General features: G+C 49.6%; 25 protein-coding genes. 10 read left to right on the top strand and 15 right to left on the bottom strand.

Annotated features, from left to right (window positions below):
- Positions 1 to 543, top strand: a 543-nt coding sequence (locus G465_RS0109145; protein ID WP_022654172.1) for a PD-(D/E)XK nuclease domain-containing protein, incomplete at its 5' end; no start/stop codon positions are given.
- Positions 544 to 590: 47 nt separating this feature from the next.
- On the opposite strand, the gene G465_RS14230 is transcribed toward G465_RS0109145, so the two are convergent.
- Positions 591 to 1,157, bottom strand: coding sequence for a tetratricopeptide repeat protein (locus tag G465_RS14230; protein ID WP_022654171.1), 567 nt, complete (start codon positions 1,155 to 1,157; stop codon positions 591 to 593).
- Between the two features lie 247 nt (positions 1,158 to 1,404).
- Complete coding sequence (locus G465_RS0109135; RefSeq protein ID WP_081642748.1) at positions 1,405 to 3,672, bottom strand: heavy metal translocating P-type ATPase; 2,268 nt, start codon at positions 3,670 to 3,672, stop codon at positions 1,405 to 1,407.
- Positions 3,673 to 3,763: 91 nt separating this feature from the next.
- Between G465_RS0109135 and cadR the strand changes: the two genes are divergently transcribed.
- Complete coding sequence (cadR, locus tag G465_RS14225; protein WP_022654169.1) at positions 3,764 to 4,231, top strand: Cd(II)/Pb(II)-responsive transcriptional regulator; 468 nt, start codon at positions 3,764 to 3,766, stop codon at positions 4,229 to 4,231.
- A gap of 5 nt (positions 4,232 to 4,236) precedes the next feature.
- On the opposite strand, the gene G465_RS0109125 is transcribed toward cadR, so the two are convergent.
- Together G465_RS0109125 and cysK are read right to left on the bottom strand one after the other, a co-directional pair.
- Positions 4,237 to 5,154, bottom strand: coding sequence for a bestrophin family protein (locus G465_RS0109125; RefSeq protein ID WP_022654168.1), 918 nt, complete (start codon positions 5,152 to 5,154; stop codon positions 4,237 to 4,239).
- 71 nt (positions 5,155 to 5,225) lie between these two features.
- Positions 5,226 to 6,155 carry a cysteine synthase A gene (gene cysK, locus G465_RS0109120; RefSeq protein WP_022654167.1) on the bottom strand — a complete coding sequence of 310 codons (930 nt, stop codon included), beginning with the start codon at positions 6,153 to 6,155 and terminating at the stop codon, positions 5,226 to 5,228.
- Between the two features lie 105 nt (positions 6,156 to 6,260).
- Between cysK and miaA the strand changes: the two genes are divergently transcribed.
- The 3 genes from miaA to G465_RS0109105 all read left to right on the top strand — a co-directional run bounded on the left by miaA (position 6,261) and on the right by G465_RS0109105 (position 8,741).
- Positions 6,261 to 7,214, top strand: coding sequence for a tRNA (adenosine(37)-N6)-dimethylallyltransferase MiaA (miaA, locus tag G465_RS0109115; RefSeq protein WP_022654166.1), 954 nt, complete (start codon positions 6,261 to 6,263; stop codon positions 7,212 to 7,214).
- 204 nt (positions 7,215 to 7,418) lie between these two features.
- On the top strand, positions 7,419 to 8,003 hold the full coding sequence (locus tag G465_RS0109110; protein ID WP_027405334.1) for a hypothetical protein: 585 nt from the start codon (positions 7,419 to 7,421) through the stop codon (positions 8,001 to 8,003).
- 3 nt (positions 8,004 to 8,006) lie between these two features.
- The gene (locus G465_RS0109105) at positions 8,007 to 8,741 is read left to right on the top strand and encodes an oxygen-binding di-iron domain-containing protein (RefSeq protein WP_022654164.1); all 735 of its coding nucleotides are present in this window, start codon (positions 8,007 to 8,009) and stop codon (positions 8,739 to 8,741) included.
- 42 nt (positions 8,742 to 8,783) lie between these two features.
- Here G465_RS0109105 and rimO read toward each other — a convergent pair whose 3' ends face one another.
- The 6 genes from rimO to G465_RS0109075 all read right to left on the bottom strand — a co-directional run bounded on the left by rimO (position 8,784) and on the right by G465_RS0109075 (position 13,764).
- Positions 8,784 to 10,118, bottom strand: coding sequence for a 30S ribosomal protein S12 methylthiotransferase RimO (gene rimO, locus G465_RS0109100; protein WP_027405333.1), 1,335 nt, complete (start codon positions 10,116 to 10,118; stop codon positions 8,784 to 8,786).
- 108 nt (positions 10,119 to 10,226) lie between these two features.
- Entirely contained in the window at positions 10,227 to 10,652 is a 426-nt protein-coding gene (locus G465_RS0109095) for a hypothetical protein (protein ID WP_022654162.1), read from the bottom strand.
- Positions 10,653 to 10,656: 4 nt separating this feature from the next.
- Positions 10,657 to 11,280 (bottom strand): YMGG-like glycine zipper-containing protein, encoded by a 624-nt coding sequence (locus G465_RS15105; RefSeq protein WP_022654161.1) that lies wholly within the window; start codon positions 11,278 to 11,280, stop codon positions 10,657 to 10,659.
- 66 nt (positions 11,281 to 11,346) lie between these two features.
- The gene (locus G465_RS0109085) at positions 11,347 to 12,144 is read right to left on the bottom strand and encodes a tetratricopeptide repeat protein (RefSeq protein WP_022654160.1); all 798 of its coding nucleotides are present in this window, start codon (positions 12,142 to 12,144) and stop codon (positions 11,347 to 11,349) included.
- Positions 12,137 to 13,063, bottom strand: coding sequence for an MlaD family protein (locus tag G465_RS0109080; protein ID WP_022654159.1), 927 nt, complete (start codon positions 13,061 to 13,063; stop codon positions 12,137 to 12,139). The genes G465_RS0109085 and G465_RS0109080 overlap by 8 nt, the downstream gene beginning before the upstream one ends.
- Positions 13,060 to 13,764, bottom strand: a complete 705-nt coding sequence (locus G465_RS0109075) for an ABC transporter permease (RefSeq protein ID WP_162138825.1) — start codon at positions 13,762 to 13,764, stop codon at positions 13,060 to 13,062. The genes G465_RS0109080 and G465_RS0109075 overlap by 4 nt, the downstream gene beginning before the upstream one ends.
- A gap of 71 nt (positions 13,765 to 13,835) precedes the next feature.
- Here G465_RS0109075 and G465_RS0109070 point away from each other — a divergent pair, with 71 nt between their 5' ends.
- On the top strand, positions 13,836 to 14,309 hold the full coding sequence (locus G465_RS0109070) for a peroxiredoxin (protein ID WP_022654157.1): 474 nt from the start codon (positions 13,836 to 13,838) through the stop codon (positions 14,307 to 14,309).
- On the opposite strand, the gene gloB is transcribed toward G465_RS0109070, so the two are convergent.
- Positions 14,306 to 15,061, bottom strand: a complete 756-nt coding sequence (gene gloB / locus G465_RS0109065; RefSeq protein WP_022654156.1) for a hydroxyacylglutathione hydrolase — start codon at positions 15,059 to 15,061, stop codon at positions 14,306 to 14,308. The two genes, G465_RS0109070 and gloB, sit on opposite strands and share 4 nt — an antisense overlap.
- A gap of 25 nt (positions 15,062 to 15,086) precedes the next feature.
- On the opposite strand from gloB, the gene G465_RS0109060 reads away from it, so the two are divergent.
- The 3 genes from G465_RS0109060 to dnaQ are packed head-to-tail and all read left to right on the top strand — an operon-like array spanning position 15,087 to position 17,006.
- The gene (locus G465_RS0109060) at positions 15,087 to 15,836 is read left to right on the top strand and encodes a class I SAM-dependent methyltransferase (protein ID WP_022654155.1); all 750 of its coding nucleotides are present in this window, start codon (positions 15,087 to 15,089) and stop codon (positions 15,834 to 15,836) included.
- A gap of 1 nt (position 15,837) precedes the next feature.
- On the top strand, positions 15,838 to 16,290 hold the full coding sequence (gene rnhA, locus G465_RS0109055; protein ID WP_022654154.1) for a ribonuclease HI: 453 nt from the start codon (positions 15,838 to 15,840) through the stop codon (positions 16,288 to 16,290).
- Positions 16,287 to 17,006: a DNA polymerase III subunit epsilon gene (gene dnaQ / locus G465_RS0109050; RefSeq protein WP_022654153.1), complete on the top strand. Its 720-nt coding sequence runs from the start codon at positions 16,287 to 16,289 to the stop codon at positions 17,004 to 17,006. The genes rnhA and dnaQ overlap by 4 nt, the downstream gene beginning before the upstream one ends.
- Positions 17,007 to 17,090: 84 nt before the next feature.
- On the opposite strand, the gene G465_RS0109045 is transcribed toward dnaQ, so the two are convergent.
- From G465_RS0109045 to G465_RS0109030, 4 genes are all read right to left on the bottom strand, one after another.
- Positions 17,091 to 18,752, bottom strand: a complete 1,662-nt coding sequence (locus G465_RS0109045; RefSeq protein ID WP_022654152.1) for a methyl-accepting chemotaxis protein — start codon at positions 18,750 to 18,752, stop codon at positions 17,091 to 17,093.
- Between the two features lie 246 nt (positions 18,753 to 18,998).
- Positions 18,999 to 19,394 (bottom strand): peptide-methionine (R)-S-oxide reductase MsrB, encoded by a 396-nt coding sequence (msrB, locus tag G465_RS0109040; RefSeq protein ID WP_027405329.1) that lies wholly within the window; start codon positions 19,392 to 19,394, stop codon positions 18,999 to 19,001.
- Between the two features lie 96 nt (positions 19,395 to 19,490).
- Positions 19,491 to 20,669, bottom strand: a complete 1,179-nt coding sequence (locus tag G465_RS0109035; protein ID WP_022654150.1) for an acetyl-CoA C-acetyltransferase — start codon at positions 20,667 to 20,669, stop codon at positions 19,491 to 19,493.
- A 70-nt stretch (positions 20,670 to 20,739) separates the two neighbouring features.
- A complete protein-coding gene (locus G465_RS0109030; protein WP_022654149.1) occupies positions 20,740 to 22,500 on the bottom strand; it encodes a PHA/PHB synthase family protein in 1,761 nt (586 codons plus the stop codon).
- A gap of 462 nt (positions 22,501 to 22,962) precedes the next feature.
- Between G465_RS0109030 and G465_RS16070 the strand changes: the two genes are divergently transcribed.
- Positions 22,963 to 23,240, top strand: a 278-nt coding sequence (locus G465_RS16070; RefSeq protein ID WP_022654148.1) for a Yae1 family protein, incomplete at its 3' end; no start/stop codon positions are given.

Raw genomic sequence — 23,240 nt, 5'->3', positions numbered from 1 at the left:
ATGGGGGCTTTAACCGAATACACCCTGAAATATCCCAACCTCGAAGTTCAAGCCAGCCTAAATGGGGTATTGCTAGAAATGTTAATGGGTAATCCCTCATTACCACATCAATACACTGGACAACTGTACCGATTACTCAGCAAAGCAGATATTGCAAAACTAGAAACTCTGTTGCACTCGCTCTTTGCCAGCATTCCCTACGACTGGCAACGCAACAACGCGATTGCCCAGTACGAAGGCTACTACGCCAGCGTGTTCTACAGCTATTTCGCTGCCCTCGGCTTAGACATCCGACTGGAAGACATCACTAACAAAGGTCGCATTGACATGGCGGTGCTGTTTAATCAGCAAGTGTATTTATTTGAATTCAAAGTCGTTGAAGCCACCCCACAAGGCAAAGCCCTGCAACAATTACAAGACCGAGGCTATGCCGAGAAATACCGCAGCCGAGGTGAATCGATTCACTTAATCGGGATTGAGTTTAGCCGTGAGCAGCGGAATGTGGTGGGGTTTGAGTGGGTTACGCTGGGGGAGGAAAATTGATCTGTGCATGAGCAAGGACGCATCATGCACGAAATCTTTTCTGCAAATTAAGCGGCTTGTGTCAGTTGAAAGTACCACTGGTGGTGTGGTTCTTCTTCATTTTGTGCAATCGCAGTGTGCTCTGTTGCGCGTGCTAGCCAATGCGCTGCCACAGCTAGATCAGCATTAACACCAATTCCATATTCATAGCATTGCGCTAAGCGAAATTGTGCTGCGATTTGGTTTTGTTCGGCGGCCTGTTGATAGTGGCCCACGGCTTGGCACTCGTCTTGGATAACACCGTGGCCATATTCATAGCATAAACCTAATTGAAACTGAGCGTCAGCATCACCTTGAGCAGCCGCTTTTTCAAACCAAAACGCAGCGGCTTGATAGTGCTCTGGTAAATGCGTTTGTTCACTGTAGTACATGCCTAACGCAAATTGGGCGTTGACGTTACCTTGTTCAGCAGCCTTGCGATACCACACCGCAGCAATATCCACTTGCTTGTCGACACCCACACCATAGGTGTAACACAGGCCAAGATGATATTGCGCGGCAGCATGGTCGAGTTCTGCAGCTTTACGATACCAAAACACGGCTTGTTCGTATTGCCATGTCTCATCGTAGTGCATGGCGATACGAAATAATTCTTCCCCTGCTTCTTTGTGGAATCATAAGTTGTTGAAACACATAAAGTCAGTTCCCAAAAGTGGTGCTTAATGAGTGTGCTGCTTGCTTAAACCGCAAAACGAACAGTTGTTTTGCCGTAATCATCTCAATAATTTTGCAACAAGGATTTGCGCTAAATCATTATTTGATAATTTTAACAAAGAACATAATGTTCTGTCACATCATTGTTATGCTTTTGTGCTTACTTGTCTAGTCCTTACTGTATCGTAATAGTCGAAGGCCGTTTAAGACCACCAACAGACTGGCACCGACGTCGGCAAAAACCGCCATCCACAGTGTGGCATGACCAAGAAAGGCAAGTAGTAGAAATACGGATTTGATCAGCAATGCCATAAAAATATTTTGTTTTAACACCCGTCGGGTGTGCCGGCTGAGCTGGATAAAGCTGACAATTTTGTGGGGTCTATCGTCCATGATAGCGACATCAGCCGTCTCAAGTGCAGTCGCTGTCCCTGCGGCGGCCATAGCAAAGCCAATATCTGCACGCGCTAAAGCAGGGGCATCGTTAATGCCATCGCCGACCATACCGACTGTGCCATGAGAGTGTTGTAATTTTGCAATAGCCTGCCATTTTTCTTCTGGAAGAAGGTTGCAAACGACTTCTTTGATGCCTGTCGCCGTGGCAATGTGATTGGCGCTGGTTTCATGATCTCCCGTCAGCATCACCGTGTGAATTCCCTCACCATTCAAGGTGGTGATGGTGGTCGCACTGTCTTCCCGTAGGCTATCGCGCAAATAAAAGATGGCAATAATCTGTTCCGTATTACCTAGGACAACCATGCTATCTGCTGTTTGTTGCGTTTCACTTAGTCGGTGTGCGGCTGATACAGAAGTCGAGTAGATGTTTTGCAGCCAGCTGGCCTTGCCAAGGTAATAAGTCTGGCCGTCAAGGTTCCCGCTAATCCCACGACCTGCCTCGGTATGAAAATTCTCAATCACCTGTGCTGATGCTGATGAGAACCCATCTTGTTGCTTGGCAGTGTGATAAATTGCCTGTGATAAGGGATGACTGCTGTGTTGTGCGAGCTGTGCCGCCAGCAACAACGCGCTATCCTCAGAATAGGGGGCGAAGACAGTGATTTTGTGGAGCTGAACACGGCCGCTGGTTAATGTCCCCGTTTTATCAAAGGCTATGGCCCGCAATTGGCTGCCCAATTCTAAGTATTTCCCCCCTTTAATAAAGATGCCGCGTCTGGCTGCGGCCGCTAAGCCACTCACGACAGTCACTGGGGTAGAAATAACCAAAGCACATGGGCAAGCAATGACCAACATCACCAAGGCTTGATATAAACCTTGTTGCCAATCGCCACCAAATAGCGGTGTCAGGAGCGCAAGTAAAACAGCCAATAAAACAATAATCGGTGTGTAATAACGTGCAAATTGATCGACAAAACGTTGAGTAGGGGCGCGTTCGCTTTGTGCTTGTTGAATGGCCTCGGCGATACGTTGCAGGGTACTGTGTTGTGCATCAGCCGTTACAGTGATTTCAACGACACCATCACAAACAATACTTGCGGCATAAACATCATCTCCGACTTGTTTTTCAACTGGCAGGCTTTCTCCTGTGATTGGTGCTTGATTCAGGCTGGCATAGCCTTGCTTTAGTTGACCATCTAAAGGGACTCTATCCCCAGTGCGTACCCGAATTGTCTCGCCAATTCTGATCTCTCCAATTGGCACAGTTTGCCATTGTGATTGTCGATAGACTTCGGCGTGTTCTGGCGCTAAGCCGTGAACCGATGCAATCGCTTGCCGAGCTTGTTCTAAGGAGCGTGCTTCGATGGCTTCTGCTACGGCAAATAAAAACACTACCATCGCCGCTTCTGGCCATTCGCCAATGATCATGGCGCCAATCACTGCCAACGACATTAAAAAGTAGATATTGATCGTTCGATGTCTGAGCGCCACCCAGCCTTTGCGTAAAGTGGGTAACCCTGCACTCAATAACGATATTAAAGCTAACCATATAACCCAAATGGAATCATCTTCTCCCCAGTACCATGCGAAGCTTTCAGCAAGGAAAGCTGTTGTACCGCCAATCGCAAGTTGCCATTTCAGTTGACGGCTGATCGCCGGCGGTAAACTTGGCGGCGCTTGTTGCTGATCAAGACTAATGGCTTGCATCCCAAGGGTGCTCAATTTATCGGTAATCGGCGTGGTATCGCTTAACCGGTGGTATACCGTTAATTCTCGAGCCAGCAAATTAAAGGCAAGGTGTTCAACTTCAGGAATAGTGTTTAAAGCTTGGCGAATTAGCTGTTCTTCGGTTGGACAATCCATATTATCAATGCGATAGCGGACCTTAGGCCGGTTAAGCATCTCGCTATCTGTTATGGTGGTGGTCGGTGAAACTGTCGAACCGGAGTTTGTTGTATGACATTCACCATGACATCCACAGCTCGCTGTTTTTGCCGAGATGGGTTGTAGTGAAATGACTCGTTTAGCTGGGCTGGACATGGTGCAATTCCATACAAAAATTAGCGATGGAATCATTACACACCCTATAGTCGCTATAGGGTCAAGCCGATTTAACAAGGGAGCGTCAAAAATGAAAATTGGTGAACTGGCGCGGTTGACAGATTGCGAGGTACAAACCATTCGCTTTTACGAGCGCGAAGGTCTCTTACCCATCCCTGAGCGCACAAGCAGCGGGTATCGTGTTTATCAAACACAGCATGTCGTCGCGTTAAACTTTATTCGGCTTTGTCGTGCTTTAGGGATTGGGCTAGCTGATATTCGCCGCTTACGGGATTTGCAGGCTAACCCAGATCTGGCATGTGATGAAATTAACCAGTTAATCGACCAACAAATTCAACGTATTCATCAGCAGGTTGAATCATTGCAGGTATTAGAGAGTCAGCTACGCCAGTTGCGACAGGCTTGCCATCACAATCAGAAAGCCAGCGAATGTGGCATTATTCGCCATTTGCAACACGCGGCAGTGGTTGACTGCCTCTCCGCCCTAAAAAGTGGGGAGGAAGTCAAAGCAAATGGGACAGGCGACGTGTTTTCATAGCGCCATTAAAACTGATAAATCCCCTGCTTAGGCGGTGGCGAAATTTTGATGGGTTGTTGCAGCATATCCCGCATATTGGCTTCGATGTTGTAACACAATACCGACAGCGGTAAATCATTGCCTTCTTTGCCAAAAGGTTCTTCTAACTCATCGCCCAAACAATCCAGTGCAAGATAGGTATAAGCAATAAAAACAGCGATAAATGGTGTCAGCCAACCGATGCTATTCACCAACGCCAATGGCAATAACAGACAGTAAATTGTCACTGTTCGGTTCAATAACACCCGATAAGTAAACGGAATGGGTGTGGTTGAAATTCGCTCACAGCCGCCGATGGCTTCTGATAACTCGTCTAAATTTTGATTGATCGCTAACCACTGTGTATCGCTAATGCGTTGTTGTTGCAGCCATTGTTGATTGCTTTGGTATAACCATAACAACAAGCGCGCCATACGGTGGCGGCTGGTTTCGAGCTCTGCACGTTGTGCATCGTTCAACAACCGTAAGAGGTGTTGAGTGACATCATCATTGCGCAGTTGTCCTTTTAAAACATAGTTGAGCGCGCACATCGTTTCTAAAAATTGAATGGCGTCATCTGTCTTGCCCAATGCTGCTGATACTTTGCCAGTCAGAGAGCGAGACACGATATACAAACGCCCCCACAATTTACGGGCTTCCCAAAAGCGGTCGTAACTTGCCGAATTACGAAACCCCAAGAAAATCGCGAGTGAGACACCCAGCAGGGTAAAAATGGAAATATTGAGCGTGGATTGTGCGTGATGGCTAATCCACCAATGGTGAATCAGGCCGGCGACAACGGATAGCCCAAACACCAGCCATAAACGAGACATAACACGAGGTAACACCGAACCGTGCCATACAAATAACAAACGTAGCCAGTGATAACGAGGTAAAACAATCATGGGTGATAACCCTACCAAATAGGTCAGCCACCATGGTACGTCACGGTGGCTGTGTTGGCGAAGGGCTGCGATTAAGCGAGGTCTTCGAACAGGGGGGTTGACAGGTAGCGTTCACCGAATGATGGGATAATCACCACAATGGTTTTGCCTGCGTTTTCAGGGCGTTTGGCTAATTCAAGTGCGGCATAGGTTGCCGCACCCGAAGAAATGCCGACTAACAGGCCTTCTTTGGCTGCCATGTCGCGAGCGGTACGGAAAGCATCATCATTTTTGACACGGAACACTTCATCGTAAATGTCCGTATTCAAAATTGCTGGTACAAATCCGGCGCCAATCCCTTGAATTGGATGCGGCCCTTTTGGCCCACCAGATAATACTGGGCTGGCATCGGGCTCAACCGCGACGACTTTTACTTCGGGTTTACGGGCTTTTAACACCTCACCCACGCCGGTGATAGTGCCGCCGGTGCCGACGCCAGAGACGAAAATATCGACCGTGCCATCGGTATCACGCCAAATTTCTTCGGCAGTGGTATTGCGGTGGATTTCTGGGTTAGCTGGGTTTTCAAATTGTTGCGGGATAAAGTAGTTGGGGTTGCCGGCGGCCAGTTCATTGGCTTTGGCAATTGCACCACTCATTCCTTCCGCGCCTGGGCTTAACACCAGCTCTGCACCATAGGCACGCAATAACATACGGCGCTCACGGCTCATGGTTTCGGGCATAACGATAATTAAGCGATAACCACGCGCCGCACACACCATCGCGAGGCCAATCCCTGTATTGCCGGAAGTGGGTTCTACGATTACCGTTTCTGGCCCAATTTTGCCAGCAGCTTCGGCGGCATCGAGCATGGCTAAGGCTAAACGGTCTTTGACGCTGTGGGCGGGGTTGAAGAATTCTAGTTTGGCTAACACGGTGGCTTGTGTGCCGTCGGTTAGGCGGTTGAGCCGAACCAGTGGGGTGTTGCCGATCAATTCTGAGACGTTTTGTGCAATTTTCATGGGCGGTTCTCACGGGAACAGGAAACAACAGGGCAAACTATACCTGTGCCATCGCTTGAAGACACGCGATAATAAGTTATTTGTTTACAACTAACTTTTCTGTTCATGACATCTAGCATTTTTCCGCCTGTGTTCTTAATTGGGCCGACGGCCTCTGGCAAAACCCAGCTTGCTTTGCATCTTGCCGAGCACTTTCCTATTGAAATCATCAGCATTGACTCTGCCTTGGTCTATCGTGACATGGACATTGGCACAGCAAAACCATCGCAGGCTGAACAAGCGGCGGTGCCTCATCATCTGATTGATGTCATTTCGCCATTAGAAACCTACTCCGCCGCTGCCTTTCATCAAGACGCCATGCGCTTGATTCACGAGATTCAACAGCGCGGCAAGTTACCCTTACTGGTCGGTGGCACCATGCTGTATGTTAAAGCCCTATGTGAAGGGCTATCCGACCTACCTCCGGCAGACCCTGTACTGCGGCAAACCTTAGAACAACAAGCCGCTAGCGACGGATGGCCGGCGATGCACGCTCGGTTAGCTGTACTCGACCCCGTTACCGCCGCACGCTTAAAACCTACCGACAGCCAACGTATCCAACGTGCTTTAGAAATTTGCTTATTAACAGGTCAGCCGATGTCGGCACAACTGGCGGCGCGGAGTGCGGCACCTTTGGCAGACCCTAAACATTTTTTTGCCTTAGTCCCTTCAGATCGCCACCTTTTGCACCAGCGGATTGCACTGCGTTTTGAACAAATGCTGACGCAAGGGTTGTTAGATGAAGTGACAACACTGCGCAAAAACTATTCAACCTTACACCCCGATTTACCGTCCATGCGCTGCGTTGGCTATCGCCAAGCATGGCAATACCTCGATGGTGAATGTTCACGCGAAGAAATGGTGGAAAAAGGCATTGCCGCAACCCGACAATTAGCAAAACGACAGCTGACTTGGCTACGCAGTATGCCGAATTTGACCACATTAGATTGTGTCGCCGGCGATCCTTTCCCCATGCTGTTACAGCAATTACAAAGCCTATTGGCCGCTGAGTGTCATTAAGAAGGCTGGCGAGGATGGCGGAGGTATCGAACACTCAATAGAATTAGGTTATGATCCGTATAATTGCGGGTGATACCGATACATTTTGCTTTTTTGCTAGCTGTAGATGTTTTAGTGGTTGCTTTTTGCAGTATTCCGGTTTGTGCTGCCACAGCCAATGTAGCGGTCTGAAGTCAATTAACGATGGGGTGCCATGTGTCAGCGATGTCTTCTGTGCAAAGCCATGAATTACAGCGATTTATTATGCTGCGAGAAGGCATTAAAGAAGTGGCATTTCGCGCATTTCAAATCAAACTGTTAGCCTTGAATGCCACTTTGTTGGCAAAACGCTTTGGTGAACAAGCGCGTGGTTTTGTGGTGATTTCGACAGAGCTGCGCGATTTTAGCCAGCTATTGCGAACACAAATGGAAGGGTTAGGCGAGAACAGTACCAAGCTAGTCTCTTTGGCCAGCTATGAGCTGAAATTATTGCGCCAGTTAAATCTATTGACCCGTGCAGGGCAACACACCTCACACGACCGGCTACAAAATGCACAAGGCCAGTTGCAAACCCAGCATCAGCAATTACAACGACAAATGGGACAGATTCATAGCGCGATGCAAACATGGGTCGATGATGCCTATCAAGCCTGTTTATTTGGGACGGTCATTGCGCGCACCGCAAAAATTGAAGCCGCCCATGCTGGCCCCCTTGGCGCGGCGTTAGCGGATGCGTCTAATCAATTTTCCAACTATGTCGAACAAATTTTGCCTAATTTAGAACAACTTAAACAGGCGCTGAAAGGGTAGAGCGTGAAGAAAGCGACGGCTATTTTTGAGGAAGGCCATCATCGTTGGTATGCCATTGCCCGCGATCCAATGCGGCCCAGTTTCTTGATTGATACCAATGAATATCTGGTGCAATCAGGACATGATGCGCTGTTGACTGATCCGGGGGGGATGGAAATTTTTCCGACGGTGTTCAGTGCCTTGGCCGAAGTGGTCGATCCAACACAAGTCCGGCAAATTTTCGCTTCCCACCAAGACCCCGATGTGATTTCTTCGCTGGCGCTGTGGATTGCGTTTAACCCTAATATCCGTTGCCATATCAGTCGTTTATGGGAGACTTTTATTCCCCATTTTGGCGGTGATAAACAAACCCTGATTGGCATGCCGGATGAAGGAAAAGAGCTGCATGTCGGGGTGGCGCAATTGCAAGCGGTAAGTGCGCACTATTTGCATTCCTCCGGCAATTTTCATCTGTATGACCCAACGGCCAAAATTCTATTTAGCGGTGATGTGGGTGCCGCTTTATTGCCAGAAGATGATAATGCGCTGTATGTGAAAGATTTCGACCGCCATATTGCCTATGCCAAGGGTTTCCATGTCCGTTGGATGGGATCGAATCAGGCAAAACGCGATTGGTGCGAACGGGTCAGTAAACTGACCATCGAGCAGTTATGCCCACAGCACGGGGCGATTTATCGCGGTGCCGATGTGATGCGTTTTATCAATTGGTTTGATGAATTGAAAGTCGGTATGGCTTAAACAAGGCGGGTGCCATAGGCACCCCCGCCTTATTTTGATCCGTTAGACGCGCTCGCCCCACAAATCATGTTCATCGGCATCGACGATTTTCACGGTTAAGAAATCCCCCGCTTTTGCCCCTGCCACCCCGTCGATAAACACCGCCCCATCAATCTCGGGCGCATCGGCCATCGAACGGCAACATAAACCGTCTTCTTCCTCATCCACTTCGTCCACCAACACTGTCATGGTGCGGCCAATTTTTTGTTGCAACTTGGCCGCGCTGATGCGTTCTTGCACCTCCATAAACCGCGCTTTGCGTTCTTCTTTTAAGGCTTCAGGAATGTGGTCTGGCAAGTCTTTTGCCGTTGCGCCATTGACATTGGAATAGGTGAAACAGCCCACGCGGTCGAGCTGGGCTTCTTCCAAAAAGTCTAATAATTGTTGGAAATCGGCTTCGGTTTCGCCGGGGAAGCCGACAATAAAGGTAGAACGTAAGGTGATATCGGGACACATGCTGCGCCAAGTACGAATGCGCTCCAGCACATTTTCGCTATTGGCTGGACGTTTCATCGCCTTTAACACTTTTTGTGAAGCATGTTGGAATGGGATATCCAAATACGGCACCACTAAACCCTCGGCCATTAAAGGAATCACCTCATCGACACTCGGATAAGGATAAACATAGTGCAACCGCACCCATGCACCCAACGATCCCATTTCGGTGGCCAATTCTTTCAGGCGGGTTTTCACTGGCCGACCTTGCCAAAAACCACTGCGGTATTTCAAATCGACGCCATAGGCCGAGGTATCTTGCGACACCACCAGCAATTCCTTCACTCCACCTTTCACCAAGTTTTCTGCTTCCTGTAACACTTCATGCACCGGACGGCTGACTAAATCGCCACGCATAGAGGGAATAATGCAGAAAGAACAGCGGTGGTTACAGCCTTCGGAAATTTTTAAATAGGCATAGTGTTTTGGGGTTAAACGCACACCGGTACCAGGCACCAGATCAACAAAAGGATCGTGTGGTTTTGGCAAATGATGATGGACGTGCTCCAACACTTCAGCCGCCGCATGTGGGCCGGTGACTGCTAACACGGAAGGATGGACATTGCGCACCATCGCCCCTTCTTCACGAGCGCCAAGACAGCCGGTGACAATCACTTTGCCATTTTCATTTAATGCTTCGCCAATAGCATCCAACGATTCAGCCACCGCATCATCAATAAAACCGCAGGTATTGACCACGACTAAATCCGCCCCTGCATAATCTTGGGCAATCTCGTAACCCTCGGCACGGAGACGGGTCAAAATTTGTTCAGCATCGACACTGGCTTTGGGACAGCCAAGGGAAACCATGCCCACTTTAGGCGCGGAAAAAGAAGTATTCATAACGCGTTGAAATCCATAGGTAATCAAAAGCAAAAACAGAAAACCGGCTGCATAGGCAGCCGGTTGCACACAAAGCGGATTTTAGCGCATCCCCACGCGCTGTGCTGATTAACGTCCTTTAGCTTCTAAACGGTCAAGCTGTGCATGGACTTTATCCCAACCTTCTTCTGCTGCATCCTGCACTGGCTCTGCCGGCGGCAATGTGTTAGCAACAGAAGTCGCCGGTGCGGGGGCCACATCTAACGGTATGTTCATTTTTACCTCTGCTTCTACCTGCACCGACGGTGTGGGGTCGGTTGCGACTGGGGTTGCTGGGGGTAAACTGGGGATAGCCGTTGGGGTATGCGTTGGCGCGGCGACGGTTTCTGCTGGCCCATTAGGGTTTAGCCCGGGTTGCAGGGTTTCCGTTTGATTTGGGCGTACGATATTAGGCCGTGGCTCAATCGGTGCTTGGCTTTGTGTTAACCAAGTAAAGCCAGCGAAACTGATACCCAGCAACGCAAAGACAAGTGCTGCAATAAAAACAGTTCGCATCGATTTAGGCTGCCTGTGAGCTAGGTTCAATCCGCGCCACAAACAAACCACTGCCACTTTGCACAATGCGTGCATTCGGGGCTTGTTGTTGAATATCACGAATCACGCTGCTTGGCGTCCCATTGGGCACTTGGACAATCATCCGGCCACCATTGCGCCGCGCCAAATCGTTCATTCGCTGATAGGCTGTGGCGGCTTTGGGATGTAAACGTCCACCAGTAACTGTACTGTCATAGCGTGTTTTGACGGTGAAATCATCAAGCTGGCGCGATTGGCTGTTGCGTGGTTTTTCGCTATTGGCGGGGGCGGTATAAGGACGGGTGCGTACTTGGGGGGCAATCCCTGTATCACGGCGGATTGATTCAGCGGTGGTTAATGCGTCTTCGAGTTCACGTTGACGTTGTTCATAACCAATCAGCGCACCGGCTCCGCCACCAATGGCCGCACCAATTAACGCGCCTTCTCGTCCGCCAACAATCGCCCCTGCTGCGCCACCAATCAAAGCACCAAGACCAGCGCTGCGCGCCACCGAGGTTTGACTGCGACCTGTATTAGGATCGACGGTACTACAGCCACTCACAGCTAACATCGCTGCCGCCACAATCCCGCAAAGATAGCGTTGTTGCATAAGGCGCTCCCTTCTGTTTTTGTTTAACTGTTTCTAATGTTAAAACAGGCATAGGGAAATGTCATGTCATCGCTCCCGAGGTCGGGCAGCGGCGACGGCTTGGGCACGTTGTTGATAATGCTGGGCGAGAGGGTGATTTCCTGTTTGTGTTGCAACGGCTGCCAGTCCTTGCAGCGTGGTGATAATCCGATCACTACGGCCACTTTGCTGATCGAGGGTCAAGGTGGTCTGGTAGTGTTGTTGTGCCAGTGCCCATTGTTGTTGAGCAAAAGCCACTTGAGCCAAGACCCGATGGGCGTTCGCACGTTCGGCAACGTGCTCTCCCACGACAGTTAATGCCAATTGCGCGGCCCGTTCTGCCTCTGGCAGTTTTTGTTGTGCCAATTGATAACGTGCCCACTGGTTATACAACGTTGCCTGTTGTGGGCAGCGTTTGGCACATAATGCATCTGCCACCTGCCAAGTGTCGTTAACCTGCTGCCATTGCTGTTGACCGAGTACGACCGCAATCTGACGCGTCAGCCAATGTAAACGTAGCGAGGGTTGCTCGGCAGACAGATAGGGCGCGAGTTGCTGTAAGCGTTGCTCTGCGATCTGCCATTGTTGTTGCCGGATGTGCAGGCTGATTAACGCTAATTCAGCTTGTATCATGCCGGCTTGCCAATCGAGGCGGCGATATTCCTGCAACCCTTTTTGTAGTAGCTGGTGTGCTTTTTTCGGTAAATCCGCTTGCAGCGCTTCATTCGCTTGTTGCAAGTAGGCATCACCACGACGAATGGCATCACTGTGTGAAATGGGGGCGGCTGTATTCGCACAGCCATTGAGTATCAAGATAAAAGACAGCAAAAGCACGTGTTTAATCATGGCTGTCTTGCTCCACCACCGCCGGCGTGGCTGGGAATAGATTGCGTAACGGCCAACTACCCCGCACCGCGTCTAATGTTTGGTTGCTGTTATCTAAGAGCCGTTCGGTTTGTTGTGCAATGCCGGCGGCGTGCGGCGAGGCTTGTTCAGTGATATTTTTTACTGCTTCTGCGGTATGTCTAGCGGCGGTGCTGGTGGCTTGAATATCAGCCAACACCGGCGGCACATGCTGTTGTACCGTCTGTAAAGTGTGTTGGCTGCTTTGTAAAGTCTGTTTCACTTCTTGTTCTAACAATCCCTGACTGGTATCTAACACACGGTTTAATTTGCTTTGTGTTTCTACTAAGCCGGCGCTGGCTTGTTGCAAGCTGCGTAGGGTTTGATTGAGGTCGCCGTTTGGATCGCGCAAACGCTGTGCGATGTCGTTCATGGCATCGACAACCGGTTCTAATTTAATTTGTAACTCGCGTGCCACTTGTTCTAAGTCGGCCGCTGGGGCAAGGGCAAGATAGCCATTTTCGCGTAAAGGCGGGGCGTGGGTATCGAGGGTGTCGAGCGCGATATAGCTATTACCAATCACGCTTTGCCGTGCAATACGCGCCGATGAGGTGGTGCGTAGAAAGCGTAAATAGCGAGTTTTGATTTCTAACACCACCTCGACATGGCCATCTTCTTGCAAACTAAAGTGTTCGACTGTCCCAATGTCAAAGGCGCGAAAGCGAACCGGCATCCCTTCTTTTAAGTCCGCACCTGACTGGGCATATAAACGCAGCCGGCTGTGGTCTTCAAACCAGCCTTGTGCTTGGCCGGCGGTGAAGATGATGCTAACAAAGAGCGCCAGTGCGCCACATAGAAAAATACCGACCCTTAGATTAAAACCTAATGTTGGCAAGCGTTGGAAAGACAGCGTTTTTTTCATGCGTTGAGTGGCCAAAAAACAGCCCATAAACCATCAAATAAAAAAATAACCGTCAACGAGCTGAACACCGCCCGTGACGTTGCGAGAGAAGCATGTCGCCGCCGGCTAGAAAATAAGCCTGCCAAACAGCAACACCACGTTATCACACTACAAAACACCACTGTTTTACACGGTAGGCTAAGCCAAAGGCTAAGCGGTAGCTGGCCTAGTAACTGTTGCCATTCTGTTAACAAATAGCGCGGTTTGGCATAGACAATACCGGCAATCAAGCTGGCGACTGCCAAATAAATCGCTAAACCACATCCTGACAGCGCATAAGCAAGTTGTCGTACACCGATCAAGCTAGCCAGTTTAATTTCATTGTCGGAATTGAGTTGGTAAGGGGCAAACTGGTTGGCACAGGCCACGCCATTGCGTGCTAACAGTAACAGACTGCTGAATAGTGGTGCCAGTTCAAACAGCATTAGATAGGCCAACCATTTCAACGTGGTATCAATGGCATTGCCAAATTGATAATGCAGCTGGTGTACCACACTGATGCCGAGGGCGATGCCGATTAAGGTCAAAATCGGCCATGCAAATAGTGCGCTATGGCCAATGTGCAGCAGCAAGCGTTGTGGTTGGCGCAAGATCAGCGTTAAGGCGTGATGGCTGGCGCTGATTAAACGTGTGGTGGTGAGAAGCAACGAGAAGAGACGCAAAGCACTTGACCTGATGAGTTGGCTGCGGCATGGTGCCATGTTGTTTTAGATAAGATTGAGAAGGTATAGCGATGACAGCGATGTCCGCCCCATTATGTCCTGATTTTGCCTTGCCTGCCCATGATGGCAGCGAGTTTCAACTGTCACAACAAACGCAGCCAGTGTTGCTGTTTTTCTATCCCAAAGACAATACCCCCGGCTGTTCGACTGAAAATCAAGAATTCGCCGCTTTGTATCATGAGTTTGTTGCTTTGGGCGTGGTGGTTTGTGGGGTGTCGCGTGATAGTGTGAAAACCCATCAAAATTTTGCGGCAAAATTGGCGCTGCCTTTTCCTTTGTTATCCGACCGTGATGAAGTGCTCTGCCAAGCCTTAGAAGTGATGAAACAAAAACAGATGTACGGCAAGACAGTGCGTGGGATTGAGCGCAGTACCTTCCTTATCACGCCACAAGGCCAGATTGTTCAGGCATGGCGCGGCGTCAAAGCCGCCGGCCATGCCCAAACTGTGCTCACTGCATTGCAGGCACATTTTGCTGTGGGTTAACCCCGATTTTTCCACTCGCGCAGCGCGGCAAATAGCGTGACTTCATCAGTGGCATCGATTTGACAGTGTTGCTGAATCTGTTGTGCCACGTTGGTGAGGTGAACCCGCAAAAAAGGATTGGTTTGTTTTTCAAGCGCTATTTGGCTCGGCAGCGTCGGTTGTTCGGCATGGCGACGGGCTTGCTCTAAGGCATAACGTTGCCGTAAGACCACTGAATTAGGCTCGACTTGTAAAGCGAAGGCGAGATTGCTAAGGGTGTATTCATGAGTGCAATACACCAGTGTGTCATCGGGTAATTGGCTAAACCGTTGTAAGGCATGATGTAGCTGGGCGGCGGTGCCTTCAAAAATACGACCACAGCCACCAGCAAATAAGGTATCGCCACACAATAAGACACCATCGCCATAATAGGCGACGTGATCTTTGGTGTGGCCAGGGACTGCCAGCACACTGAATTGACAAGCGGGGGTCGTGAACTCAATGGTGCTGCCCTCATCGACCACCTCGGTGACACCAGCAATCCCTGCTGGGCCATATACTTTTACGCCTGCGGTGGCGAGTGCGGCTACTCCACCGGTGTGATCGTGATGATGGTGAGTCAGTAAAATACCGCACAGGGTGAGTTGACGTGAGGCCAGTGCCTGTTGCACTACCGCAGCATCACCAGGGTCGACCACCACAGCGTGGTGTTGATCATGCAGTAGCCAAATATAGTTATCCTGAAAAGCGGGAAGGGCTAGGATGCGTAACATAGAGTCCTCATGGCAGGGAATAGCGATGCAAGAGCTACATGATTGGCTGCAGACGCCATCGGGTCAATACGTGATTCGTTGTGAACAAGCGTATTTCGACCGTGCTGTGTCGGATATCTTTGGTTTTCGGGCAGTTCAGGTGGGCTTTCATGCCTATCCTTTTCTGCGCGAAAATCGTATCCCGTGGCAAATTGTTTTAAGTCCAGAGCCCTCGGCACCGGCGGCAGTGTTGGCCTATCCAGAACAACTGCCATTTGCTACACAAAGCCTCGACTTGCTGTTATTACCGCATACGCTCGATTTTTGTGCCTCACCGCAACAAGTGCTGCGCGAGGCGGAACGGGTGTTAATGCCAGAAGGTCGTTTAATTCTCACCGGTTTTAACCCGTATAGCTTATGGGGTATGAAGCGGCGGATGAAACGCTGTCAAGGCATGCCGTGGCAAGGGCGTTTTGTCAGTTTGTTGCGACTGCGACAATGGCTTAATCCTTTGTCACTGGAACCCTGCGGTGGTGGGTTTTTATGTTATGCCCCACCCTTGAAACGACAACAAGGTTTTGAACGCTGTCGCTTTATGGAGCAAGCGGGTGATCGGTTGTGGCCGGTGGTGAGTGGGGTTTATGCTTTGGAAATCGTGAAACGGGTACGTGGGATGCGCTTGATCGCACCCAGTTGGAAAACCGTACCGACACGGCCACTGGTGGCGGTATCGAGTACACGCAGACCTCGACCAGCGGTAGCGTGTCAACCACACCAATCAGCACATTTAGGATGATATGACACAACAAGATTGGGTAGAAATTTACACCGATGGGGCATGCAAAGGGAATCCCGGCCCCGGCGGTTGGGGGGCGATTTTGCGTTGGCGTGGCCAAGAAAAAGAATTGTTTGGGGCGGAATTAGAGACCACCAACAACCGTATGGAGCTGTTGGCGGTGATTCAAGCATTAAACAGTTTGAAACGCCCCTGTCAGGTCAAAGTCTTTACCGATTCACAATATGTGCAAAAGGGAATGACGGAATGGTTAGCAGGGTGGAAACAGCGCGGTTGGCGCACAGCAAACAAAGCACCGGTGAAAAATGCAGACTTGTGGCAGGCCTTAGAACACGCGGCAACTCGTCATACCGCTGTGCAATGGCAATGGGTGAAAGGACATGCCGGACATCCTGAAAATGAACGTGCGGATGCCTTGGCTAACCGTGCGATTAGCGAGGGATGTGTGGCATGACACGACAAATCATTCTTGATACCGAAACCACCGGTTTAGAGCCAAGCAGCCATCGTTTGATTGAGTTTGCCGGTTTAGAGATGGTGAACCGAAAATTGACAGGGCGCAGCTTGCATCTGTATGTCGATCCCCAGCGTGATATTGACCCTGAAGCGCAAAAGGTACATGGCATTAGCCGAGACATGCTACACGGCAAACCCCTGTTTGCTGATGTGGCAGACGAGATTTTGGACTTTATCCAAGACGCCGAGCTGATTATTCACAACGCGCCGTTTGATATCGGCTTTTTAAACAGTGAACTGGCGCGAGCGAACCGACCTCGGGTGAACGAGGTGGTTGCAGGGGTGATTGATACGCTGGTGATGGCAAAAGAACGCTTTCCTGGCAAACGCAATAATCTTGATATTTTGTGTGACCGTTTCGGGGTTGATCGCTCTGCACGGACATTTCACGGTGCCTTGATTGACTGTGCTTTGTTGGGGGATGTGTATCTTGCCATGACCCGTGGTCAAGAGAGCCTGATGATGGAGGTGAGCAACACCCCCGAACAGGAACAGACGGTGACCACTGCGATAATGAAACAATCCGAACGTGCTCCACTGCCTGTCTTACCGGCAGATGCCGATGAATTGGCAGCGCATCAAGCGTATCTCAATATTTTGGACAAAAAAGCAGGTAAACCCTGTGTTTGGCGGCAGTACGAATCTGCACACTAACTGGGTGTTATCGCTTCTTTAAGGGTAAAACGTGAAAAAGCCAAGGCGAAAACCTTGGCTTTTTTGCTGTGCATACCCTCGGTGTCAAACGCGGAAAGCTTCGAGCTTATTGCGTAACTCATCTGCTTTTGCCCCGAGTTGATCGGCGGCACTTTGAATTTCTACCACTTCCTCTGCGCTGCGTGACAATGCCTGCGTCACTTGGCCGAGGCGACTGCTCATGCCGCTGACTGCATCTTGAATGTCATGGGAACGTGCGACTGAGCGTTCTACCCCTTGGGCGGTATTGCCAATCAGTGCTGTCATGTCTTCAATCGATTTGAGGGCATCGATAGAAGAATCGACTAATTGTGCTGTCCCAGCGGCGGTATCATTCATGCGCCGCGATACCTCATTAATCGCTGCCACAATGCGATCGATGGTGGTGTGGGTTTCTGTCAGGGCTGTTTGGGTTTGTGTGGCCAATTTCCGCACCTCATCCGCCACCACAGCAAAACCCCGCCCTTGTTCACCTGCGCGGGCCGCTTCAATCGCTGCATTCAGTGCCAATAAATTGGTTTGTTCAGAAATTTGCGCGATGCTGGACAGCACACGGGTTACATCTTGCGTATCAATCGAGAGTTTATCCAAATCTTTCGCTAGGCTGGTGTTGGCCTGTGCGCTATCGCGGATAGAAGACACCATTGCGTCGAGATCTTGCTTGGCGTTGGCTAAACGTTCACGGGCGTGGCTGATATCTTGTTTGACTTGGTTGGCTAATTCCGTTGAGTGTTGAGCATTGTCACGAATTTGTTGTGCATCGCGTGCAATTTCAGTCACTTGGCCACTGCCATCACGGACTTGACCCGCAAGGTCGTCTGAGGTGGTGACAAACTGTTTTGCCATTGAGGCATTCGATTCTGACACCACGCGGGCATCAACAAACGTGGTGCGTAGCAATTCTAATAAGCTGTTCATGGCAGAGGCCATGCGACCAATTTCATCTTGGGTATTGCTGCTGACATTACGGGATAAATCGCGATTGTGGGCAATATGCTCTAATTCATGCGCCACTGATAAAATCCGTTGCACCACTAACCGTGCACCAAACAAGGACAACAGCACGGCAATGCTTAACGAAATGGCCGCCAATCCCCCTAGTTTTAATGCGCTGTTAAAAAGTAAGTCTTTCAAGTAGCTAATTTGAATGTCCACTCCAACAACATAGCGGGTGCCATTTGCTGTTTGGAATGGCACAAAAATTGAACGGAAGTTGCCAAATTTGTCGGTGTATTCATCAAACTGCGGTGTTTGTGTGCGGTAGGCTTCGAGCACAGCAGGCGAGGCATCCGCATAGTGCTCGAAATAGGGAACGTAATCGTTTTTCTCAAAATCTTCTGCAGTGGCGCCATCCGCAACAACCATCACCTTGTCGCCCCTGATGGTCATGGCGTAGGTATAAGTAAGCCCGACATCCTTAGCATAGGCGCCCAATTTTCGGACAAGCGCATCATATTCTGTTTTGGGAATGCTATCTGGTGCCTGTGCCCGATCAAAGTAGGCATCGCCAATAATGCGTGGTAAGGCATACGAGGCCGCACGCAAGCGAGCATCCATCTCTGTACGTACATCGCTGGCTTTATTGAGATAGGCACTGACACTGAATGTGACAACCGTAATCAGATTGATCAGCACAAACCACAATAAAATTTTGAGTTTAAGAGATTGAGTCCGGCGATAGGTCGGGGGCAGCGTGGTTGACGACATGGTTCATCCTCGTTAGGACGTCTCCTGCACTGGATGCAGCAGCCTGAAAATAAAGTTGCTTAATTAAGTGAACGCCTTGCCATCACAAAAATAGAGAATCCGCTGGCAAATCGGCCCCCATGATAAATTGATTTGCCAGTGAAAAAAAAGCAGAAACGATATCTTTTTTATAAAAAATCCTTTTTCACTCTTCTCTGCTACGTAGGTGCGCTAACAGCTTTGTTTTTTCTAAGTTATTTTGTGCGCTTACGCTTTTGCCACAAAACGCAGTGCAACCGAATTGATACAGTAACGCTCACCTGTTGGTGGTGGCCCATCGGGAAAGACATGACCAAGATGGGCTTCACAGCTTGCACAACGTACTTCCACGCGTTCCATACCATGGGAAACATCACGGTGGCGGGTAATCTTGTCGCCAGCGGCTTCCGCCCAAAAACTGGGCCAACCGCAGCCAGCATCAAATTTGGTATCAGACTCGAACAACACACTATCGCAACAAATACAGTGATATTCCCCTTTTGCTGTGGTGGCATAATATTCGCCCGTAAAAGGACGTTCGGTGCCGGCTTCTCGTGTAATGCGATAGCTTTCCGGACTTAATAATTTTTTCCATTCTTCTGCTGTTTTAATAACTTTAAGCATTTTTAGATTTTCCGGTTTTTTTAAGAGTAAAAAATAAAAAATCCCCTGCTTATTCACAGGGGATTTTCACAAAGGCAATCGCTAGTGCGATAAGAATTAACGCTCAACTGCCAGTGTGACACCCATCCCACCACCGATGCACAGTGTTGCCAAACCTTTTTTGGCATCACGGCGCACCATTTCATGTAACAAGGTCACTAAAATACGGCAGCCAGACGCACCGATTGGGTGACCAATCGCAATGGCACCACCGTTAACGTTGACTTTTTCGGCGTCCCATTTCAGTTCGCGAGCCACGCCCAAAGCTTGTGCAGCAAAGGCTTCGTTGGCTTCGATCAGATCGAGGTCGTCGATTGTCCAACCCGCACGGGCCAGCGCTTGTTGTGTGGCAGGGACGGGGCCCATGCCCATGATTTCTGGTGCAACACCACCCAAACCGATGGATTTGATGGTTGCCAAAGGTGTCAGACCCAATTCAGCGGCTTTCGCTGCGGTCATCAACATCACTGCTGCCGCGCCGTCATTGATACCCGAGGCATTGCCTGCGGTTACGGTGCCATCTTTTTTGAAGGCTGCACGCAGTTTGCCTAAGCCTTCGGCAGTGGCGTTGGTTTTGATAAATTCATCTTTGGCGAACACAACAGGATCGCCTTTTTTCTGAGGAATGACCACTGGCACGATTTCAGCATCGAACTTACCTGCCGCTTGTGCAGCCGCCGCTTTGGTTTGTGATGCCAAAGCAAACGCATCTTGTTCTTCGCGGCTGATACCGTATTTTTCAGCGATGTTTTCAGCAGTAATACCCATGTGGTAGTTGTTATACACATCGGTCAAGCCGTCTGCGACCATGGTATCCACCAGTTGAGCATTGCCCATGCGGAAACCATCACGCGAGCCTGGCAAAATATGAGGCGACAGCGACATGCTTTCTTGACCGCCAGCAATCACGATTTCAGATTCACCGGTGGCAATCGCTTGTGCAGCCAGATGCACCGCGCGCAGACCAGAACCACACACCACGTTTAAGGTGCTGGCTGGCACTTCAACAGGAATACCGGCTTTCAACAGCGCTTGACGGGCAGGGTTTTGGCCCACACCAGCGGTTAATACCTGACCCAAAATCACTTGGCTGATTTGTTCAGGTTTGACACCCGTGTCTTCCAACAACGCTTTGATCACGGTCGCACCGAGGTCTGATGCCGACACTTTTGCCACAGACCCACCGAAATTACCCACCGCAGTGCGGCGCGCAGCAACAATCACGATATCTTGCATAGTCATTTCCTTTTTGTTTTTTGGGTATGGCACCCAACCCACACCGAAGTATGGGTTGGATGTGTCGCCATTATAACGAGATCAGCTCTTTTGCACGTTCTTTTACATAACGGCCTGGTGCTGGTTCAATCGCTTTGTAGTCTTTACTGCCTGCTGTTTTCGGTGCGGCAATTTCTTTACCCGAACGCGGTGTCAACCAGCTATCCCAATCCTTCCACCAGCTACCCGGACGCGATTCTGCGCCTTCAAACCAAGCTTCGGCAGTGGCTGGCAGATTGTCGTTGACCCAATAGTTACGTTTATCTTTGGTCACAGGGTTGATCGAACCGGCGATGTGGCCAGAGGCACCCAAAACATAACGTTTTTCTTGTGCGCCAGTCAGGTATTTCAAGCCAGAGTAAGCCGATTGCCACAACACAATGTGATCTTCACGGGCAGCAAAGATATACAGTGGGATGGTGATGGTGCTGACGTCAATTTTCACACCGCACAGCTCTAATTTACCGGGTTTGATTAAATTGTTTTCCCAGTACATATTGCGCAGCAAGTAGGTGTGCATTGGCATTGGCAAGTTAGCCGAATCGTTATTCCAATACAACAGGTCAAACGGAGGCGGGGTTTTGCCCAGCATGTAGTTGTTCACGACATAGTTCCACACTAAGTCGTTAGCACGCAGGCTGGAGAAAGTCCGGCTGATTTCTTTACCTGCGACGATGCCACCTTGTCCGGTTGCCACTTTCATTTCGCGGGTGCGGATCAGGTTTTCATCAATAAACATCTTCACTTCGCCTGGTTCGGAGTGGTCCACCAGCGAAGTCATAAAGGTTGCCGATTCAAACCAATCTAAACCACGGGCTTTCATCACGCACAGCGAAGTGGTCAAAATCACGCCACCCACGCAGAAGCCCAAGACATTCATTTTTTCTTGGCGAGTGATGTTGCGCACCACTTCCGCTGCTTTCACCACACCAGACTCGATGTAGTCATCCCATTTGTAAGTTTTGATCGACTCGTCTGCCGATTTCCACGAAATAATAAAGGTGGTGTAACCGCGTTCAACCAGATAACGCATCATCGAGTTTTCTGGCTGCAAGTCCATCAGGTAATACTTATTGATGCACGGTGGCACGACCAACATCGGGCGCTCGTGCACTTTTTCTGTGGTGGGGGTGTACTGAATCAGTTGGAACAGTGGGTTTTCAAACACCACAGTGCCTGGGGTGGTGGCAATATTTTTGCCCACTTCGAATTTTGATTCGTCAGTCATCGAGATATGGCCACGCTCCATATCCGACAGCATGTTTTTCATCCCTTCGACCAAGCTTTCGCCTTTGGTTTCGATGGCACGCTTCATCACTTCAGGGTTGGTCAAAGCAAAATTGCTTGGGCTCATCGCATCAATATATTGACGCGTGAAGAAGCTCATTTTTTCTTTTTGCTCATCATCGGCTGTCGCGCCATCGACCATCTCGGTTAACCATTTCGAGGTTAACAGATAGCTCTGTTTCAGGGTGTTGTAGAACGGATGTTCATTCCATTCTGGTGCAGCAAAGCGTTTGTCGCCTTTCTCTTCTTCTGCTTTTTTGGTGCCCAACATGGTCATCCATAAGTCCATGTGCTGTTGGTAGAGCTTGGTTTGGGCTTCCCACAACGTGGTTGGATTTTGGAACAGGGTCGTCCACAGCGAAGCAAAAGGATTGAGCTTGTCTTGTGGCACGCTGAAAGCGGTTTGGCTCATGGCGTTAACAAACTGCTGCAACATGCGGGAGTTGGTTTCCGTGATGCTCGAAAAGAATTTTTCTAACAGTTCATTCTGGTTTGGCGTATTCAATGGCGCTCTCCTCAATAAGCAATTTAGCGGGGCGTGGGTTGTTTTGCACCGCCGCATGGGAGTAACCATAACACGCATTTATGACAATTTGCCAGAACCTAAGATGACAGAAAAACGCAGCGTAGCCTTAACAAACTAGCTAAAGCTAATAAAACAGTGATTTTGCTAGATGAAATCAGCTAGTCACAAACTTGCAACAATTTTGTTGCAAAGCATGATTTTGGTGTGGTGGTGCTCGACATAACTCTCGATGAGAGAGTCAAATTTGTTATGGTGGTAATGAGGTATTAGTTTGGCAATTGTGCAAACAGAGGTATTGGGGAGAGATGAAGTCTGTATTACAGCTCGCGTTTCATCAGCGAACAATTAGAAAGCAGTCAATCCGCCGACCGCCTCCAACTTGCGCCCACTGCATTAAAGAATTGGGTCGATCTGTTTGAACATTGGCAGGAGCAACACATCATGGCACAGCTGACACATACCCCAGTGGTGACTGCACTACGCTCTTTAGAAACTCTCAGCCAAACCAAAGAAGAACAACTGCGTGCCATTGCACGGCAGAGGGCAGTGTGGGATTACAACACCGACATCATCACTGCGCGGGAAGAAGGTAGAGAAGAAGGTCGAGAAGAGGGCCGCGAAGAGGGCCGTGAACAAGGCCGTGAAGAAGGCATGAAAATATTCCTCCGCAGTATGATCGAAACAAAATTTGGTCACCCATTACCAGATTGGGTGTTGTC

It is taken from the genome of Aquaspirillum serpens DSM 68, from assembly GCF_000420525.1.
Taxonomy (GTDB): Bacteria; Pseudomonadota; Gammaproteobacteria; order Burkholderiales; family Aquaspirillaceae; genus Aquaspirillum; species Aquaspirillum serpens.
The sequence above is the reverse complement of the archived record's forward strand: the minus strand, read 5'-3'. Positions and strand labels throughout refer to the sequence as shown.

Excerpts from the sequence above, each read along its gene's own strand:
- G465_RS0109135 (WP_081642748.1), bottom strand. The coding sequence starts at position 3,672 with ATGTCCAGCCCAGCTAAACGAGTCATTTCACTACAACCCATCTCGGCA.
- G465_RS0109060 (WP_022654155.1), top strand. The coding sequence starts at position 15,087 with ATGCAAGAGCTACATGATTGGCTGCAGACGCCATCGGGTCAATACGTG.
- rimO (WP_027405333.1), bottom strand. The coding sequence starts at position 10,118 with ATGAATACTTCTTTTTCCGCGCCTAAAGTGGGCATGGTTTCCCTTGGC.
- G465_RS0109110 (WP_027405334.1), top strand. The coding sequence starts at position 7,419 with ATGTCTTCTGTGCAAAGCCATGAATTACAGCGATTTATTATGCTGCGA.
- cadR (WP_022654169.1), top strand. The coding sequence starts at position 3,764 with ATGAAAATTGGTGAACTGGCGCGGTTGACAGATTGCGAGGTACAAACC.
- G465_RS0109070 (WP_022654157.1), top strand. The coding sequence starts at position 13,836 with ATGACAGCGATGTCCGCCCCATTATGTCCTGATTTTGCCTTGCCTGCC.
- dnaQ (WP_022654153.1), top strand. The coding sequence starts at position 16,287 with ATGACACGACAAATCATTCTTGATACCGAAACCACCGGTTTAGAGCCA.
- miaA (WP_022654166.1), top strand. The coding sequence starts at position 6,261 with ATGACATCTAGCATTTTTCCGCCTGTGTTCTTAATTGGGCCGACGGCC.
- G465_RS15105 (WP_022654161.1), bottom strand. The coding sequence starts at position 11,280 with ATGCAACAACGCTATCTTTGCGGGATTGTGGCGGCAGCGATGTTAGCT.
- G465_RS0109085 (WP_022654160.1), bottom strand. The coding sequence starts at position 12,144 with ATGATTAAACACGTGCTTTTGCTGTCTTTTATCTTGATACTCAATGGC.
- cysK (WP_022654167.1), bottom strand. The coding sequence starts at position 6,155 with ATGAAAATTGCACAAAACGTCTCAGAATTGATCGGCAACACCCCACTG.
- G465_RS0109095 (WP_022654162.1), bottom strand. The coding sequence starts at position 10,652 with ATGCGAACTGTTTTTATTGCAGCACTTGTCTTTGCGTTGCTGGGTATC.
- msrB (WP_027405329.1), bottom strand. The coding sequence starts at position 19,394 with ATGCTTAAAGTTATTAAAACAGCAGAAGAATGGAAAAAATTATTAAGT.
- gloB (WP_022654156.1), bottom strand. The coding sequence starts at position 15,061 with ATGTTACGCATCCTAGCCCTTCCCGCTTTTCAGGATAACTATATTTGG.
- G465_RS0109125 (WP_022654168.1), bottom strand. The coding sequence starts at position 5,154 with ATGATTGTTTTACCTCGTTATCACTGGCTACGTTTGTTATTTGTATGG.
- G465_RS0109080 (WP_022654159.1), bottom strand. The coding sequence starts at position 13,063 with ATGAAAAAAACGCTGTCTTTCCAACGCTTGCCAACATTAGGTTTTAAT.
- rnhA (WP_022654154.1), top strand. The coding sequence starts at position 15,838 with ATGACACAACAAGATTGGGTAGAAATTTACACCGATGGGGCATGCAAA.
- G465_RS0109045 (WP_022654152.1), bottom strand. The coding sequence starts at position 18,752 with ATGTCGTCAACCACGCTGCCCCCGACCTATCGCCGGACTCAATCTCTT.
- G465_RS0109035 (WP_022654150.1), bottom strand. The coding sequence starts at position 20,669 with ATGCAAGATATCGTGATTGTTGCTGCGCGCCGCACTGCGGTGGGTAAT.
- G465_RS14230 (WP_022654171.1), bottom strand. The coding sequence starts at position 1,157 with ATGCACTACGATGAGACATGGCAATACGAACAAGCCGTGTTTTGGTAT.